The sequence below is a fragment of the Candidatus Aquicultor sp. genome (assembly GCF_054640775.1).
This window is the reverse complement of record NZ_JBTSLF010000062.1, coordinates 1-14651: the sequence shown is the minus strand read 5'-3', so window position 1 is coordinate 14651 and position 14651 is coordinate 1. Positions and strand designations below refer to the sequence as shown.

At 53.9% G+C, this 14651-nt stretch carries 19 protein-coding genes; 14 read left to right on the top strand and 5 right to left on the bottom strand.

Going from position 1 to position 14651, the window contains the following annotated elements:
- The 12 genes from ACYC56_RS06890 to ACYC56_RS06835 all read left to right on the top strand — a co-directional run.
- Window positions 1-412 (top strand): DUF3842 family protein (locus ACYC56_RS06890; protein WP_461373444.1); only part of this gene is annotated, 412 nt, incomplete at its 5' end.
- On the top strand, window positions 405-596 hold the full coding sequence (locus tag ACYC56_RS06885) for a CooT family nickel-binding protein (RefSeq protein WP_461373443.1): 192 nt from the start codon (window positions 405-407) through the stop codon (window positions 594-596). The genes ACYC56_RS06890 and ACYC56_RS06885, both read left to right, overlap by 8 nt.
- A 181-nt stretch (window positions 597-777) precedes the next feature.
- A complete protein-coding gene (locus tag ACYC56_RS06880) occupies window positions 778-1038 on the top strand; it encodes a hypothetical protein (protein ID WP_461373442.1) in 261 nt (86 codons plus the stop codon).
- Window positions 1039-1058: 20 nt separating this feature from the next.
- Window positions 1059-1970: an energy-coupling factor ABC transporter permease gene (locus ACYC56_RS06875; protein ID WP_461373441.1), complete on the top strand. Its 912-nt coding sequence runs from the start codon at window positions 1059-1061 to the stop codon at window positions 1968-1970.
- Window positions 1970-2899, top strand: a complete 930-nt coding sequence (cbiQ, locus tag ACYC56_RS06870; RefSeq protein WP_461373440.1) for a cobalt ECF transporter T component CbiQ — start codon at window positions 1970-1972, stop codon at window positions 2897-2899. The genes ACYC56_RS06875 and cbiQ overlap by 1 nt, the downstream gene beginning before the upstream one ends.
- 50 nt (window positions 2900-2949) lie before the next feature.
- Complete coding sequence (locus tag ACYC56_RS06865) at window positions 2950-3690, top strand: energy-coupling factor ABC transporter ATP-binding protein (RefSeq protein WP_461373439.1); 741 nt, start codon at window positions 2950-2952, stop codon at window positions 3688-3690.
- A gap of 178 nt (window positions 3691-3868) precedes the next feature.
- On the top strand, window positions 3869-4534 hold the full coding sequence (locus tag ACYC56_RS06860; RefSeq protein WP_461373438.1) for a class I SAM-dependent methyltransferase: 666 nt from the start codon (window positions 3869-3871) through the stop codon (window positions 4532-4534).
- Window positions 4535-4598: 64 nt separating this feature from the next.
- The gene (locus tag ACYC56_RS06855; RefSeq protein WP_461373437.1) at window positions 4599-5528 is read left to right on the top strand and encodes a Rossmann-like and DUF2520 domain-containing protein; all 930 of its coding nucleotides are present in this window, start codon (window positions 4599-4601) and stop codon (window positions 5526-5528) included.
- Window positions 5529-5586: 58 nt separating this feature from the next.
- A complete protein-coding gene (panB, locus tag ACYC56_RS06850; RefSeq protein ID WP_461373436.1) occupies window positions 5587-6447 on the top strand; it encodes a 3-methyl-2-oxobutanoate hydroxymethyltransferase in 861 nt (286 codons plus the stop codon).
- A gap of 19 nt (window positions 6448-6466) precedes the next feature.
- A complete protein-coding gene (panC, locus tag ACYC56_RS06845; RefSeq protein WP_461373435.1) occupies window positions 6467-7321 on the top strand; it encodes a pantoate--beta-alanine ligase in 855 nt (284 codons plus the stop codon).
- Window positions 7322-7363: 42 nt separating this feature from the next.
- A complete protein-coding gene (panD, locus tag ACYC56_RS06840; protein WP_461373434.1) occupies window positions 7364-7753 on the top strand; it encodes an aspartate 1-decarboxylase in 390 nt (129 codons plus the stop codon).
- 5 nt (window positions 7754-7758) lie between these two features.
- Window positions 7759-8025, top strand: coding sequence for a putative signal transducing protein (locus ACYC56_RS06835; protein WP_461373433.1), 267 nt, complete (start codon window positions 7759-7761; stop codon window positions 8023-8025).
- 13 nt (window positions 8026-8038) lie between these two features.
- Here the strand turns inward: ACYC56_RS06835 and ACYC56_RS06830 are convergent, their stop codons facing one another.
- Entirely contained in the window at window positions 8039-8638 is a 600-nt protein-coding gene (locus tag ACYC56_RS06830) for a DUF5317 domain-containing protein (RefSeq protein ID WP_461373432.1), read from the bottom strand.
- A gap of 316 nt (window positions 8639-8954) precedes the next feature.
- Here ACYC56_RS06830 and ACYC56_RS06825 point away from each other — a divergent pair, with 316 nt between their 5' ends.
- Window positions 8955-9830 carry a DMT family transporter gene (locus ACYC56_RS06825; RefSeq protein ID WP_461373431.1) on the top strand — a complete coding sequence of 292 codons (876 nt, stop codon included), beginning with the start codon at window positions 8955-8957 and terminating at the stop codon, window positions 9828-9830.
- A gap of 80 nt (window positions 9831-9910) precedes the next feature.
- Window positions 9911-10363, top strand: a complete 453-nt coding sequence (locus ACYC56_RS06820; RefSeq protein WP_461373430.1) for a hydrogenase maturation protease — start codon at window positions 9911-9913, stop codon at window positions 10361-10363.
- A 44-nt stretch (window positions 10364-10407) separates the two neighbouring features.
- Here the strand turns inward: ACYC56_RS06820 and ACYC56_RS06815 are convergent, their stop codons facing one another.
- The 4 genes from ACYC56_RS06815 to ACYC56_RS06800 are packed head-to-tail and all read right to left on the bottom strand — an operon-like array spanning window position 10408 to window position 14514.
- Window positions 10408-10653 (bottom strand): hypothetical protein, encoded by a 246-nt coding sequence (locus ACYC56_RS06815; protein ID WP_461373429.1) that lies wholly within the window; start codon window positions 10651-10653, stop codon window positions 10408-10410.
- Window position 10654: 1 nt separating this feature from the next.
- Complete coding sequence (locus ACYC56_RS06810; protein WP_461373428.1) at window positions 10655-12067, bottom strand: Ni/Fe hydrogenase subunit alpha; 1413 nt, start codon at window positions 12065-12067, stop codon at window positions 10655-10657.
- 3 nt (window positions 12068-12070) lie between these two features.
- Window positions 12071-12937, bottom strand: coding sequence for an NADH-quinone oxidoreductase subunit B family protein (locus ACYC56_RS06805; protein ID WP_461373427.1), 867 nt, complete (start codon window positions 12935-12937; stop codon window positions 12071-12073).
- On the bottom strand, window positions 12934-14514 hold the full coding sequence (locus ACYC56_RS06800; RefSeq protein WP_461373426.1) for a hydrogenase iron-sulfur subunit: 1581 nt from the start codon (window positions 14512-14514) through the stop codon (window positions 12934-12936). The genes ACYC56_RS06805 and ACYC56_RS06800 overlap by 4 nt, the downstream gene beginning before the upstream one ends.
- Window positions 14515-14651 lie beyond the last annotated feature (137 nt).

Genomic DNA, 14651 nt, shown 5'->3' with positions numbered 1-14651 from the left:
AGGACAGCAGATAATAACGCGCCTGCGGGAGGTCCTCCCCGATAGAATAGAGATACTCGCGCTTGGAACAAACGCGATAGCCGTGAGCACAATGATGAAAGCCGGTGCTAACCTTGGCGCAAGCGGTGAGAACGCGTTTAAAGTCACCGTCCCCGAGGCGGACGTCATTATCGGCCCTGTTTCGATTATGATCCCGAACTCGTTTATGGGCGAACTTACGCCGGGGATGGCCGAGTACCTGTCATTGTCGAAAGCCAGGAAGATACTGCTGCCGCTAGGCAAGCATATCGACCTTGTCGGGGTGAGCGATTTACCACTCCCCCACCTGATGGACGAGACTATCAAACTGGTAAAGTCGGCGGTTAACGACGCTACATCAAACCGCAGTGCGGAGGTGAAAGAAAATGTGTGAGACCAACGTCTATGTTGAAAAAGACGGAAAACAAGAGATCCTGATGAAGGACGTGATATCGATTACGCCGGTCGAAGATAAGCTCTTGCTTGTCGACCTCTTCGGCGAGCAGAAGCAGATCAAGGCCGAGTTTAAGGAGCTTAAACTGCTTGAGCACATGGTGGTTCTTGAGCCCAAGGAATAGCGCCGTCGGGTAACACGTGCTATACTTTCTGCTATAACGTTTTTGAGTCGAAACTCAAATCACGTAGCAAGCAAGTCGCATCTAGAATCGAATAGCTACTATAATCTAAATGACCACGAAGGTTACAGCGAAGCGAACTTCGCAGTATTCGTGGTTTTTGTATTTTACGGAGGTGGAGTTTATGTGTCAGGCAGGAATCAATACCGCCGACTACAAGTTGGCGATTCACCAGTTAACGGAGCTGTCGAAGCTGCTTAAGGGCAACACCGAGCAGTGGGCGCGGCTCGCGGGGGCGTCGCATGAGAAACTACTTTCAGGGCGGCTCGAGGAAGCGGCGGTTAAGGTGACTGAAGTCACTACGCTGCTCGAAGCGGCGTTTGCGGCGGTGCACGATCACGACCATGATCACGGACACCCGCACATCCATATTTCTAATCCTTAATACATACGCAGGAGTTTGAAATGCATATCCCGGATGGTTTCTTAGATACCAGGACTTGGATAACCACCGCGGCGGCCTCGGGAGCGGCTGTGGCGTACGCGATAAGAAAGGTAAATAAAGAGCTTGAGGAAAAAGACCCGCCTTTGATGGGCGTGCTGGCCGCGTTTATTTTTGCGGCCCAAATGATCAACTTTCCGGTAGCGGGCGGCACGAGCGGTCACTTCCTTGGCGGGGCGCTCGCCGCGATCTTGCTCGGCCCCTGGAAGGCGATACTCGTGATGCTCTCGGTGATATCGGTGCAGGCGCTTCTTTTCGGCGACGGCGGTATCGCCGCGCTCGGGGCCAACGTCCTCAATATGGCCATTATCGCCCCCCTGCTCGCCTACTGGATATACGGGGCGCTTAGGCGCTTTAGTATGCCCGGTGGAGCGTTTGTCGCCGGGCTTGTGTCGACTATTATCACAGCGCTTGCGGCGGCGACCGAGCTTGCGGTCTCCGGTACCTCCCCGTTCGTTATCACCGCCTCGCTCATGGCGGGCTGGCATCTAATAATCGGTCTTGGCGAAGGCCTGATCACAGCGACTACAATAGGATACCTGACCAGGGTGAGACCCGACCTCGTTAAGAGCGAGGGTGGTCTTGATTGGCGAAGCCTTGTGCTGTTCGGTGGGGTTGCAGCGTTTTGCGCGCTCTTTCTCTCCCCGCTCGCCTCTTCGCTTCCCGACGGGCTCAACAGGGTCGCCCAGGATATCGGGTTTGCGGGCAAAGAATCCGGTGGGATCGGCGGCCTTCTGCCCCACTACGCGATACCGGGCTTAAGCGGCACTCTTGCGACCGGAGTAGCGGGCCTACTAGGGGTCGTGCTCACCGTTTCGATCGGGTACTGCATCGCCGTGGCGGTTAAACGGCGCTCGGCCGGGAGGGCAAGCTAGTGTGCGATGAGCATACCGGTAACGGCGGTGTGGCGCATCACGACCATGCCGATATCCACCTGCACGAGCATAAACACGGCAACGTGCTACACAAGCATCCGCATTATCACCCGTCGACCCACGGGCAGGAGCAACCGGACGAGAAGGCCCATCAGCACTCGCACACCTATTCGTTTGAAGTATACGCATACGCGGACTCGCACATCCACCGGTTGGATGCGCGCACAAAGACAATTGCGCTTATCGGCTTGATATTTGCGATCGTCCTGACACCGGCTTCGGAAGTGGTGCGGTTTGCTTTTTTTGCGGCGCTCATCGGCGCGCTCTATCTGGTGTCCGGTGTCTCGCTCGGCTTTGGCCTAAAGCGCTCGTTTATCGCAGTGCCCTTCGTGCTTTTCGCCGGGATATTCCTTGTCTTTATGCCGGATAAACCGCATCCGCAGTTCTACAACCTGGGATTTACGCGCGCCGCCATAACGCACGGCGGTCTCTATATCTTTTTTAACGCGCTCGTTAAATCATGGCTTTCAGTGCTCACCGCAATCATGTTGTACTCGACAACGCCATTTCCCAAGTTCGTCAAAGGCCTCGAGATGATGCGCATGCCCAAAGTCATCACGATGCTTTTCTCGTTCATGTACCGCTTCATGTGGGTCTTGACCGACGAAGTCAAGCGGATGCTGCGTGCACGCGACGCTCGCGCATTTGGCGGCGGGCGCATTTGGCACCTGAAGGTCATCGGACAAATGGTGGGAAGTCTCTTCATCCGCTCGTACGAGCGGGCTGAGCGCGTCTATGCGGCCATGGTCTCGCGTGGGTATTCAGGTACCATCATAACGCTGGACACACCGGCGTTAGCGGCACGAGACGCGCTCTTCGGCGTCGTTTTCTTAACGCTAGTGGTGGCTATCCTCGCAATAAGATTTTAGCTACGAAGTCTCAGAATATGTTATAAGGTTTTGTTATGGAGGTTTGACCGTTGGACTTGATTATAAAAGCGGCCGACTTGACATATGACTACCCGGACGGCACGGCGGCGCTAAAAGGCGTCGACCTTGAGATTCGTCGCGGTGAGCGGGTGGCGCTTCTTGGGGAAAACGGCGCCGGTAAATCGACCTTTCTCATGCACCTCAACGGTACCTTGCACGGCGAGGGCGAACTTGCCATCAACGGGCTCGCGCCTACAAAGGCGAACCTGGCCGCCATACGCTCCTCGGTGGGACTCGTCTTTCAAGACCCGGACGACCAGCTCTTCTTAACGACCGTCTTTGACGATGTGGCGTTTGGGCCGATCAACCAGGGTTTAAGCGAAGCCGAAGTAATCGAGCGGGTTCGAGGCGCCCTTGAGGTCGTCGACATGCTGTGGGCGGCGAACAAGAGTGCGCATCACTTAAGCTTCGGGCAGAAAAAACGCATAGCGCTGGCAACGGTACTGTCCATGCAGCCTAAAGTGCTGGTGCTCGACGAGCCGACCAGCAACCTCGACCCCAGAACGCGCACCCGTCTCGAGCACCTATTGGTAAATCTGGACCACACCATGCTCATCACCACGCACAACCTCGATTTCGCCTGGCGTGTCTGCAAGCGCTCCCTTATCCTCTCCGATGGCAAGATACTGGCGGATGGGCCCACGCGTGAGATGCTCATGGACGAGGCTCTCTTAGAAGCAAACGGCCTTGAGATGCCGATGAGCGCCGTCCTGGAGAAAATCAAGGCCTAGATGGAACGGGTACCGGACCGGATGATTGACTTTTACTCTAGAGGCAACTCCCCTTTCGCTCTCCCCATGAGCTGATTTACCAGGAGCACGGACGGGTAAATACTCTACGATTTCGACCTGTTCATTGCAGGTTCTTTTACTAGTTGTAGAGACGAAGATCGACACAGGAGTTATAAGCATGCCGATAGATAAAGAACGAACCATTCAGTGTTATGATGCGTTTGCGCCGCTTTACTCATTCTTCAGAAAGATAACCCATAAATCGGATACCGAAATCATGCCGTTTGTCCTCGACACGCTCGACCCCGGCGAGGGTGAAGTCGTGCTGGATGCGGGCACCGGGCCGGGTATCTACGCCATCAAAATGGCCGAGCGCGTGCCGGATGCGAAAATATATGGGGTCGACCTCTCGCCCACTTTCTTAAAACTCGCTAAGAAAAATGCCCGTGAGGTGGGCGTCGACCATATAGAATTCGTTCATGGGGATATCGAGAACCTCCCGTTTGAGGACAACCGGTTCGATAAGCTGGTCTGCGGCGGCGCCATGGAGGCGGTCCCGGACAAGGAACGAGCCGCGCGGGAACTTTACCGCGTTCTCAAGCCCGGTAAAACAGCGATATTCATCGAACCCGATAGAGGACAAGACATTCGCGACCGGGCGTTTTTGTTCTTTCTCTATGGATTAGGCCTTGTTAACCCCAAGCTTCGCGGTTTTACCGCCAAAGACATCCCAAAATACTATTTCAACCGCGAGAGCTTCTATAACCTCTTTACGAACGCCGGATTCGAGACGGTTGAGATCATCAAACGGGCCGGCAGTTTTTGCGCGGTGTGCATGAAGTAGCCACCGGCACGCAAAATTGGTACAATCCCACTATCAGCACAAACGAGGGGTTATCGGGAGTAAAATGAGAAACGACACGCATCGAATTGCGATTATCGGCGCGGGCAAAGTGGGGACCGCGGTCGGCAGCCTTCTTGCTAGGAGAGGACATCACCTGATAGCGGCAACCGCCGCAACACAAGCGTCTCTTGATAAAGCTTCCCCTTTCCTACCGGGAGCACGCCTGACGCTTGATAGCGCGGAGGCGATAACGGGTGCGGATATCGTTCTTATCACGACCAAAGACGAGCAAATCAAGGCGGTCTGCGATACGATTGCAATACAAGGGGCCTTCAACGCCTCGCAGACCGTTATCCACATGAGCGGTGCGGGTTCGTTAGGGCTGCTCGCCTCGGCGAAGGCGGCCGGGGCGAACGTCGCGAGCATCCACCCTATCCAGTCGTTTGCGAGCGCAGAACTTGCCGTCGAAAAGCTTCCCGGCTCCTATTTCGGCGTTACCGCCGAGGGCCGGGCAAAAGATGTCGCAATCGGAATCGTTCGCGACCTCGGCGGCAAACCGGTTGAGGTCGCCGATGAGGATAAATCGCTGTACCACGCGGCGGCCTGCATCACCTCGAACTATCTCGTTACCCTGCTTCATCTCGCGAAGAAGCTCTACGCCGCCTCAGGGTTCGACGAAAGCGCGGCACTCGAAGCAATGATACCCCTCGTTAAGGGCACGGTCGCCAATATCGAGAGCGTGGGGACCATCGCCGCCTTGACCGGCCCGATAGCGCGCGGCGACGTGAACGTCATCGAGCAACACCTTGAAAGCCTGGCGCAGCTCGATGATGATAAGGGCGGTGTTCCAGACGCCGGCATGTTGGACGTATATAAAGCCTTAGGGCTTGAGACTATAGATATTGCACTTCAAAAGGGCACATTAAACGCAGAGGCCGCGGAGCGACTAACCGCAGTGCTAAAGAGGGACCAAGTTGATGATGGAGAAAAATAAGGCTCGGTGGAGTTCGTCATGTTGAGCGGTGCCCGAGCAACCCGGGAGGATGTTGAAGATGGATAAGGTAACGGTTCAGTCGGTACGAGAGATGAAAGCCAAGGGCCAGAAGATAACGATGCTGACGGCCTACGACTACGCGTTTGCGAATATATTGGATGGGGCGGGCGTCGATATCCTACTTGTCGGCGATTCGCTCGGCATGGTGACGCTCGGACTCGACAACACGCTTCCCGTCACCGTCGAGGACATGATGCACCACACAAAAGCGGTGGTGCGCGGCACAAAACGGGCGATGGTAGTGACGGATATGCCGTTTATGTCATACCAGGTATCCGATGAGAAAGCGATGGAAAACGCCGGCAACATCATGAAGTTCACCGGTACGCATGCGCTTAAGCTCGAGGGCGGCGAGCGCATCGTGGGGCTGGTCAAAAAGATGACGGACGCCGGCATCCCGGTCATGGGCCACCTCGGCCTTACCCCGCAATCGATATTGCAGTTCGGCGGCTACGGCATACAGGCAAGCGGCATCGAGGATGCGCAACAACTCCTTTCAGACGCAATCGCCCTTGAAGAGGCCGGCGCGTTTGCCATCGTGCTTGAAAAAATCCCTTCGGAGCTCGCAGAACTCGTCACGGCAAGCCTTGAGATCCCCACGATCGGCATCGGCGCCGGACCGGCCTGCGACGGCCAGGTGCTAGTCGTAAACGATATGCTCGGGATGTTCGAGAAATTCGTCCCCAAATTCGTCAAGCAGTACGCAAATCTGCGCGCCATCATCAACCAGGCGGCTAAGGACTACATCGACGATGTCAGGGGCGACGTCTTCCCCGCCGGCGAGCAATCCTATCACATGGATAAAGAAACGCTCGATAAGTTCATGGAAGAAGTCGACCGCGGCCTGAAGGGAAAGTAAAGGAGATTTCACGGGTTAGATGTTGGAAATAAGAACCATACGCGAGTTGCGCTCGGCGCTTAAAGAAGAGCGTGCGCGAGGTAAGAAAATAGGGTTTGTGCCCACCATGGGATACCTGCATGAGGGACATCTTACGCTCATGCGTGAGGCCAAAAGGCTGGCGGACGTTGTTGTGGTAAGCATCTTCGTAAACCCGACCCAATTCGGGCCGAATGAGGACCTGGACAAGTACCCACGGGATATCGAGGGCGATAGGGGAAAAGCCGCAAGGGCCGGCGTAGATTTCCTGTTCGTGCCAGAGACACAGGAGATGTACCCAGAAGGATACTCGACCTCTGTAGAGGTAGTCGGAAACATGACGCACGTGCTGTGCGGTAGGAGCAGGCCGGGACATTTTAAGGGCGTCGCGACCGTCGTGAGCAAGCTCTTAAATATCGTTGAACCCGACATCGCGCTCTTCGGCACTAAAGACTGGCAACAGCTTGCCGTTATCAAACGGATGGTGTGCGACCTTAACATGGATATCGAGATCGTCGGCGTGCCCACGGTGCGTGAAGACGACGGGCTTGCTCTGTCCTCAAGGAATACCTACCTGTCTCTCGAAGAACGAAAAGCGGCGCTTGCCCTCTCAAGAGCGCTTAGACTCGCTCAGGATATGGTACATAGAGGTAAAACAAACGCACGCGAAATCGCGGCAGAACTTAAGGAAACGATTGAAAATGAGCGGCTTATCGAGCTAGAATACCTTGAGATATGCGATCCTGAGAGCCTGTCCCCCGTCGAGAGAATCGAGGGCGACACGCTCATCGCAATAGCTGCCAGGGTTGGCAAGACCCGCCTTATCGACAATGCGCTTATTAAGCCTGGGTCTTGATAATTATGGTAAATTGTTTTACATTGTGAGCAGGGGGACGTTATGCAACGTCATATGTTGAAGAGCAAGATTCATCGCGCCGTCATCACCGAGGCAAATGTCGATTACATCGGGAGCATCACAATCGACGCCGAGCTGATGGAGCGGGCGGATATACTGGAAAACGAGAAGGTACACGTAGTCAACGTGGATAACGGCGTGCGCCTTGAAACGTATGCCATTCCCGGAGAACCCGGCTCGGGCGTGATTTGCCTCAACGGCGCCGCAGCAAGGCTGATGAACCCTGGAGAACTGATAATCATCCTCGCCTATGCGGTCCTCGCAGAGGACGAACTCAAGGGCTTCAAACCCCGGATTGTCTTTGTCGATGAGACCAACAGGCCGTTTCCGTCCCCAGAAGCCCTGCAAGAAGAGATTCAGAACAAAGCTTAAAGTAAATGGTAAGGAAATTCGTGGATAACGATATCGTAGAGCTTTATACCACCATGTCGGGCCCCGAAGCCGCCGTCGTCAGATCGCTTCTCGAAAGCGCGGGCATCAGATTCAGTATGGTCAACACCTCGCCGGTACTCCACCTCGGGTACAACGTCTACGATACACCCCTCGCCACTATCGTGTTTTACGTGCACAAAGACGATTACGAACACGCCAAAGAACTTCTCTTAGCCGCAACCGATACCGGGTACGAAAGCGAAGAACACTAGTGGGGCCTGGGGTTTAAGCGCTCTCTTTAAACCGAACCGGACGTGCCAGGTGTTTTGGCTGGTAACGCTCCCTTGCAATAGCAAGCTCTGCCCGATGCTCGATCATCGTTCCCCGGATTATCGCAAACATTCCAAGGGCTATGACGAGATCACCGATGCTAAAAGCGTAGCCTATCGAGGAGAAAAGCGGCAACGTGAAGGTATCACCTAAAAACCACAACGATGATTCGGCATTTGCGACCTGGGCCGAGGATACGGCCGAATCGAGGGCGCTGCTTGCAAACGCCGCGGTTGGACCGGGCATATATCCCCCATTCGAGACGATTGCCAGGAAGTTAAGGGTAAGACCTGCGGCAACCACTTCGATTAACTTGACCTGCCTGTTGAGGAATAAAAATGCGATGACAAGCATATATGAGACGATGTTCGCGACCATTCCTTCGGGAAGCGCGCTGTATGGGGTAAAACCGCACACAAAGAGGGTCAGCTGGATAACCAGCGCCATAATAACGAGTGATCCGTGACGAAGTGAGATCTTAGAAAGGGCGCTCATCCTACCGCCCTGGATGTATCCAATAGCTACGCCTAAAACTAAAAATGGTACTAAAAACATCTGCTGCATCTCCTTCAAAATAATGTGGTGTCCTATCCTTAAATCTCGGCAAAATCATGACAGGGTTTAGGAAAATTGTTACGCCTTTATTAAAGTATACTTGTATCATACTAATGATGGCGTTACTGTCGAGGCATCGCTTCTCTAACCTGGGCTTTAAGGCCACACATAACAAGCGTATAATCTAGTAGGGATGTCTACCCGAGCAAAGCGGTTTTCGCTTTGCTTTGTTGTTTTTTTGAGGGGCGTATCCGGTTCGGGAACATATATGTGATAGTGCCGTAAAAACAACTTCGTAAAACTTACAGGGAGCATTATGAAGGGATATCTTAAAATAATTATGGCGGCGATTATCTGGGGCTCACTCGGGACGGTGGTACGCTTCATCCACCTCCCAACCCTGGTCTTGGTCTTTTATCGCGTCGCTTTCGCCGCGATCGCCATCCTTGTCTATATCGCTATGAGTCGCAAGGCAGAAACGCTCGCAGTAGGCAAACGACTCTATTGGATCATCGCGATGGGCATACTTCTGACGATCAACTGGACCGCCTTTTTCTTCAGCATAAGGCTCACCTCGGTAGCAAATGCGGTCCTCATAACCTACACCGCACCGATATTGGTAGCGATACTTGCGCCCTTGATCTTAAAGGAAAAACTCGAGAAGATTACCATAGCAAGCCTGGCCATATCGCTCGTTGGGATAGCGCTTATCGTGTCCCCGTCGATTACCGGACTGAGCAAAAACGCCCTTGCGGGTATCCTGTGGGCTATAGTCTCCGCCATAACCTATGCGATTCTTGTCATCATAAGTAAGCCGCTTGCGGACAAGATCGATCCCGTTGCCATCATCTTTTACGAGGAGCTGGTCGGCGCCATCATCTTAAGTCCGGCGCTCTTCATCTATAAGGTCAGCATCAGCCCGCTTACCCTATTTATACTGTTTGTGATCGGCGCGTTTCATACCGCCTTTGCCGCAGCACTGTACCTTAACGGCCTGCGTGATGTAAAAGCCCAGCAGGTCGGCGTTTTCACCTACCTCGACCCGGCGAGCGCAGTGGTGTTCGCGGCGATTTTCTTAGGCGAGATCCCGCGGCCCACCACCATCCTCGGCGGCCTCTTCATCATCGCCTCAGGCCTGCTTTTGGTGATGGTGACCAGGCAGAGAGTAGAGACCGAGGTGGTATCGGAATAGTTCCGCTCACGGATATAACAGACATATAATAGACACATAACAGAGACATAATTGAGGCCTAATGGAGCTATAATAGAGCCATGGATACAAAAACAACCGTAATCGGATATGGAAACCCTTTGATGGGCGATGATGGGGTTGCTCATATCGTGCTGGACGAGTTAGAGCGCCTTTTGGGGGTGCCCGATATAGAAATCGTTCGACGGCACCAGCTTGACGTGGTGGATGCGGAAGCTATCAGCAAGAGTCATGCGGTGGTGTTTGTGGATGCGCATGTGAGCGAGCGGCTCGGGGATGTTGAAATGCGGGAGATCACGGGTGCGCAGAAGGATAGTATAAACGTGACCCATATCTCATCACCCGAAGAGCTTATCGTCATGGCAAGAGAGATCTATGGGGCGACACCGAGGGCGTTCGTTTGCGCCGTGCGCGGTTATGACTTTTCTTTTGGAGCGCAGTTAACAGAGCCAGCCCAAAAGCTGGCCCGTTGTGCTGCAGAAGAACTCTGTCGCCTTATTGAAACGTTGCGATAGCTATACGATAACCGCCAAAAATTATAGTGAGCGTTAAGAACCGTCTACCTGATGTAGCTCGTCCAGGTCAGGACTTTGCTTCTTGCACCGGCCGCGCCGAGCATACCGACGAATTTCTCATCGCTTCCTATGCACTCGACAAACAGCTTGCAGCGCTGGTTTTCATCCATTCCTTTGCCCTCTCCCATGACCCGCACCCTGGCGCCGGTAAAGAGCACGTTAGCCATAATGCCACCGAACGTCGACTCAATATCCGGCCTAATTTTCTCTTTGAGTTCATCGATTGTCATCTTAAGCCCTCCTAATCGAATCGAGCACAAGCCCATCGTGGCTGAAGAGTGTAACCTCGAGCGGCATCTTTCCGATGGCATGGGTGGCGCAGGAGAGACATGGGTCATAGCACCGCGCCGCCATCTCAACCAGGTTAAGGATGCCCTCGCTGAGTTTCTTGCCTTTGATGTTGTCCTTTGCTGCCATCGCAATCGCCTTGTCGATCGCCTTGTTGTTATGCGTTGTCGGTACGATAAGGTTTGCCTTTATAAGCTTGCCGAAATCATCGGCTTGATAATGGTGGATGAGTGTGCCGCGCGGCGCCTCGACGACACCGACGCCCTCGCCGGCTTTTCGCTCGACCTTAACGCGAACATCCTGGCTCATGATTTCATCGTCCTGCAGAAGCTCTTTTATCTTCTCCGCTTTATATAATAGCTCGATTACCCTCGCATAGTGGTAATAAAGCGAGCCGCCCAGGGGTTTTCCGTTGCCGATCGCCTTAAACTCGCCAAATGCGGCTTTTGCCTTAGGCGTACTGATATCAGTGGCAACATTGAGCCTGGCCAGAGGCCCTACACGGTAGGTTTCGCCCCCCGCCTTCCAGTAGGGGAACTTGGTCCAGGAGTAATCCTCGATGGATTCGTCGATATAATTGGCATAATCCTGCGGTGAAAAATCGGCGACGGTGGCGCCGTCTTTGTCGACCACGCGAATCGTGCCGTCGTATTCTTCGAACATGCCGTCCCTAGTGAGACCCATATACATGGTATCAAAATTTGCAAAAGACGGCGCCAGCTCGGCATATTTATTAAAGAGATCTTTCGCTATGTCGAGAGCCAGCTCGGCATAAGATATCGCCTTGTCCGCATCCTTGAGCATGCTGTATCTATCATCGCCGGTGATAGGCTTGCTCATGCCGCCGGGAATGGCGGTGACCGGGTGGATCGAGCTTCCCCCTACCCGCTCGACGATGTTCTTGCCGATTTTGCGCAAGGTGATGGCTTTTACGGCGAGGTCCTTGTTGGCATCTATGATACCGAGAACGTTACGCTTCAGCGGATCGGAGTCGGGTCCGAGGACAAGATCGGGTGCGGCCAGAAAGAAAAAGTGGAGCGCCTGGTCTTCAAGGCCTGAGCCGAGGATAAGCAGCTCGCGTAGCTTCTTTGCGGCCGGCGGCAGCTCGACATCGAAGACAGCCTCGCAGGCCTTAACCGATGCCAGGTGGTGTGCGGTCGGGCATATGCCGCAGATTCGCGTTGTGATAAGGGGCATCTCCCACACCATCCTGCCTTCGCAGAACTTCTCAAACCCCCGAAACTCCATGACGTGGAAGCGCGCCGACTCGACGGTTCCCGAGTCATCGAGATGGATCGTTACCTTACCGTGGCCTTCTATCCTTGTTATCGGATCTATCGTTACTATATTTGCCATATCCTACCTCCGAATCTTTCCCGGAACTTCTGAGATCGCCATAGAGTACCGGTATCCGGTGCCGACGATATCATCCATAAACATCATTGCCCCCGCCGGAAGAATCGAAGCCAGGGAGTTGACCATTTTCGCTCCCACCTCGGTCGTTCCCGGGGTCGGGCCCCAACAGCCCCTGCAAGGCATATTGGCTTTACTGGGGCATTTCGAGTGGCAGCCCTCTCTGGTAACAGGGCCCATACACACAATCCCCTGCTCAAGGAAGCATTTTTCCGGGTCTATGGTATCAAGCTCCATAACCGCTTTTACGCCGTCGGTTACGAAATCTCGCCGTTGTACGTAAAGTTCTTTTTTCACTCGGGTGCACTGGGCGCACTTACCGCGGGTCTGTTCAACCGGCTCCTCCCCGTTGATGAGGGCGAGCAGCGCGCTTTTAATGTCGGCGGGCAGCGGTGGGCAGCCGGGAATCTTGTAATCGACCTTTACCACCTGGTCGAGCGATTTCACCTCGGGTAAATGTTTCGGTATCTCATTCGAAGACGGTATCTTGTCACCGTAGACGCTTGTTAAGACATCCTGCAGGTCGAAAAGATTTCTCATACCGGGGATGCCGCCATAGCTCGAGCACGTGCCGAGCGCGATGAGAATATCGCATTTTTCGCGGAACTTCTTGGCGGTCTCTTCGTTGTCCTCGGTTGCAACGGCCCCGTCCAGGATACCGATATCGGCATGGTCGAAATCTTTGGTGTCGATGATCGGCGAGTATACGATTTCTACAGCGCCAAGGACATCGAGGATCTCCTCATGCAAGTCCAGCAACGACATGTGACAGCCGAAACAACCCTCCAAAATCCCAGTAGCTACTGTTTTCATACTGTAACCTCCATCGTCTTGAGTTCGGTAAGGAAGGTCTCTGCCACTTCGGCGGCCGCCGCGTCCTCGCATCCATCCATGGCGACGATTCTCAGACGGTCTGAGTTGATTCCCCTGCTTCTCAGTATCTCTCTAAAGAGGTTGGCCCTTCTATCGAGATCGACAGAACCCACGAGGTTCTGGCATTTATCTTCTTTACACTTACCTATGATAACGCCGTCAAACCCTTTGGCAAACGCCTCAAGGATGAGCTGTGTATCGACCCTGGCGCCGCATTTGACACCGAGCGGCATGATATTGACCGAGTAGTCGGTACCCGATTCCCCTGCGATATCCAAAGAAGGATAGCCGCAGCCCTCACACAACATATAGAGCACCTTGGGGTCCCCGTTGGAGGGGAGCTCGGCGAGGATCTCGATTGCCGAGTGCAAATACTTGGTCGGATTGGCAAGCAAGTCCCGTGCGCCCGTCGGGCAAGATGTGACGCAGTTACCACAGCCCCGGCAGCGCATAGCATCCACAATTGCGATTCTCTTCGCTTCATCGATGCTTGAAGCCTTAAACATGCAGGTCTTTATACAGGTGCCGCATCCACCGCAGAGGCGCTCGTCCACCTGGGAAACGGGGACCTCGTAGAGCAGCTCCTCCTTATCCAGAAGGGCCACAATGCCCATCGCCGCGCTTTCGGCATAGGATACTTTAGAAGTCACGGAGTCTGCCGGGGGAACGATAAACATGCCCGCCCTTCTGGTTGCGGTAGCCATGGTATGGCGGTTAAGCGGTTTGAAATAGCCATCCTTGTCTACGGCAAGATACAGGACCGAGCGTAACTCATCGGTGTATTCAAGATCGCTTCCGGTAGTCGCCGCGATGGCCCCGACTGGGAACGCCTGGCTAACGCCGTTTTTCTCGACGGTTACGACGAAATCGCCCCTGCGCCCGATGACTTCTTTTACCGTGGTCTCAGAGAACACCTGCAGGTTTTCGTGCCCGAGCACGTAGCCGACCGATGTGCGCATAAAGATTTTTTCCTCTTCGGGCATGCGCACTTTGCCGTCCTTATCTATTAAATACACCTTGTAGCCATGCGTAAGGAGCCTCTCGGCGACAACGATTCCCTCAAGGGAAGCGCCTATAATGGCGACCCGTTTTCTCGGAGGAAACTCGAGAACCTCAAACGCCGGTGAGGTTTTTACTTTTTCTATCGCTACATCTATAAGGAGCTTTGCTTTCTGGCGTGCACCCTGGGGGTTTGTCTTGTGGGGAAGAGCCGCTTGTTCTTTGATATTGGCGAACCCGATCCGGTTGAGGTTGATCCCGCTGGCCTCTATCTCTTTGATGATAGAGCCGGCCTTTCTGTTGTTCTGGTAATACGTCGGCGAGTCGCCCGCAAAAACGATGGCGTCAAGGTTGTTGTCCGCGATATCAGTCTTGATGGTATTGATCGACCTTGCCAGGAAGAAGTTGTCGAACACCCGGACCACCGAGAGATCCATGTATTCACCGGCCAGTCCGGATACATCAAATACCCCGCTTACCTCCCCATTCGACTCGGATAGATACAGACCAATATTCATATAAGCCTCCAACTACGTGCGCTAGACTTTACGCTGTTTAATCTTCGACCGTTACTTTTGGTGCAATAGGCTGTGTTACATATTTGTTACGTACCAACCTATACAGTTCGACGACTAAGCGCTATGTCCTTCAAATT

Coding starts and splice junctions, on each gene's coding strand:
- ACYC56_RS06885 (WP_461373443.1), top strand. CDS start 405: ATGTGTGAGACCAACGTCTATGTTGAAAAAGACGGAAAACAAGAGATC.
- ACYC56_RS06880 (WP_461373442.1), top strand. CDS start 778: ATGTGTCAGGCAGGAATCAATACCGCCGACTACAAGTTGGCGATTCAC.
- ACYC56_RS06875 (WP_461373441.1), top strand. CDS start 1,059: ATGCATATCCCGGATGGTTTCTTAGATACCAGGACTTGGATAACCACC.
- ACYC56_RS06860 (WP_461373438.1), top strand. CDS start 3,869: ATGCCGATAGATAAAGAACGAACCATTCAGTGTTATGATGCGTTTGCG.
- ACYC56_RS06855 (WP_461373437.1), top strand. CDS start 4,599: ATGAGAAACGACACGCATCGAATTGCGATTATCGGCGCGGGCAAAGTG.
- panB (WP_461373436.1), top strand. CDS start 5,587: ATGGATAAGGTAACGGTTCAGTCGGTACGAGAGATGAAAGCCAAGGGC.
- panC (WP_461373435.1), top strand. CDS start 6,467: ATGTTGGAAATAAGAACCATACGCGAGTTGCGCTCGGCGCTTAAAGAA.
- panD (WP_461373434.1), top strand. CDS start 7,364: ATGCAACGTCATATGTTGAAGAGCAAGATTCATCGCGCCGTCATCACC.
- ACYC56_RS06835 (WP_461373433.1), top strand. CDS start 7,759: ATGGTAAGGAAATTCGTGGATAACGATATCGTAGAGCTTTATACCACC.
- ACYC56_RS06830 (WP_461373432.1), bottom strand. CDS start 8,638: ATGTTTTTAGTACCATTTTTAGTTTTAGGCGTAGCTATTGGATACATC.
- ACYC56_RS06825 (WP_461373431.1), top strand. CDS start 8,955: ATGAAGGGATATCTTAAAATAATTATGGCGGCGATTATCTGGGGCTCA.
- ACYC56_RS06820 (WP_461373430.1), top strand. CDS start 9,911: ATGGATACAAAAACAACCGTAATCGGATATGGAAACCCTTTGATGGGC.
- ACYC56_RS06815 (WP_461373429.1), bottom strand. CDS start 10,653: ATGACAATCGATGAACTCAAAGAGAAAATTAGGCCGGATATTGAGTCG.
- ACYC56_RS06810 (WP_461373428.1), bottom strand. CDS start 12,067: ATGGCAAATATAGTAACGATAGATCCGATAACAAGGATAGAAGGCCAC.
- ACYC56_RS06805 (WP_461373427.1), bottom strand. CDS start 12,937: ATGAAAACAGTAGCTACTGGGATTTTGGAGGGTTGTTTCGGCTGTCAC.
- ACYC56_RS06800 (WP_461373426.1), bottom strand. CDS start 14,514: ATGAATATTGGTCTGTATCTATCCGAGTCGAATGGGGAGGTAAGCGGG.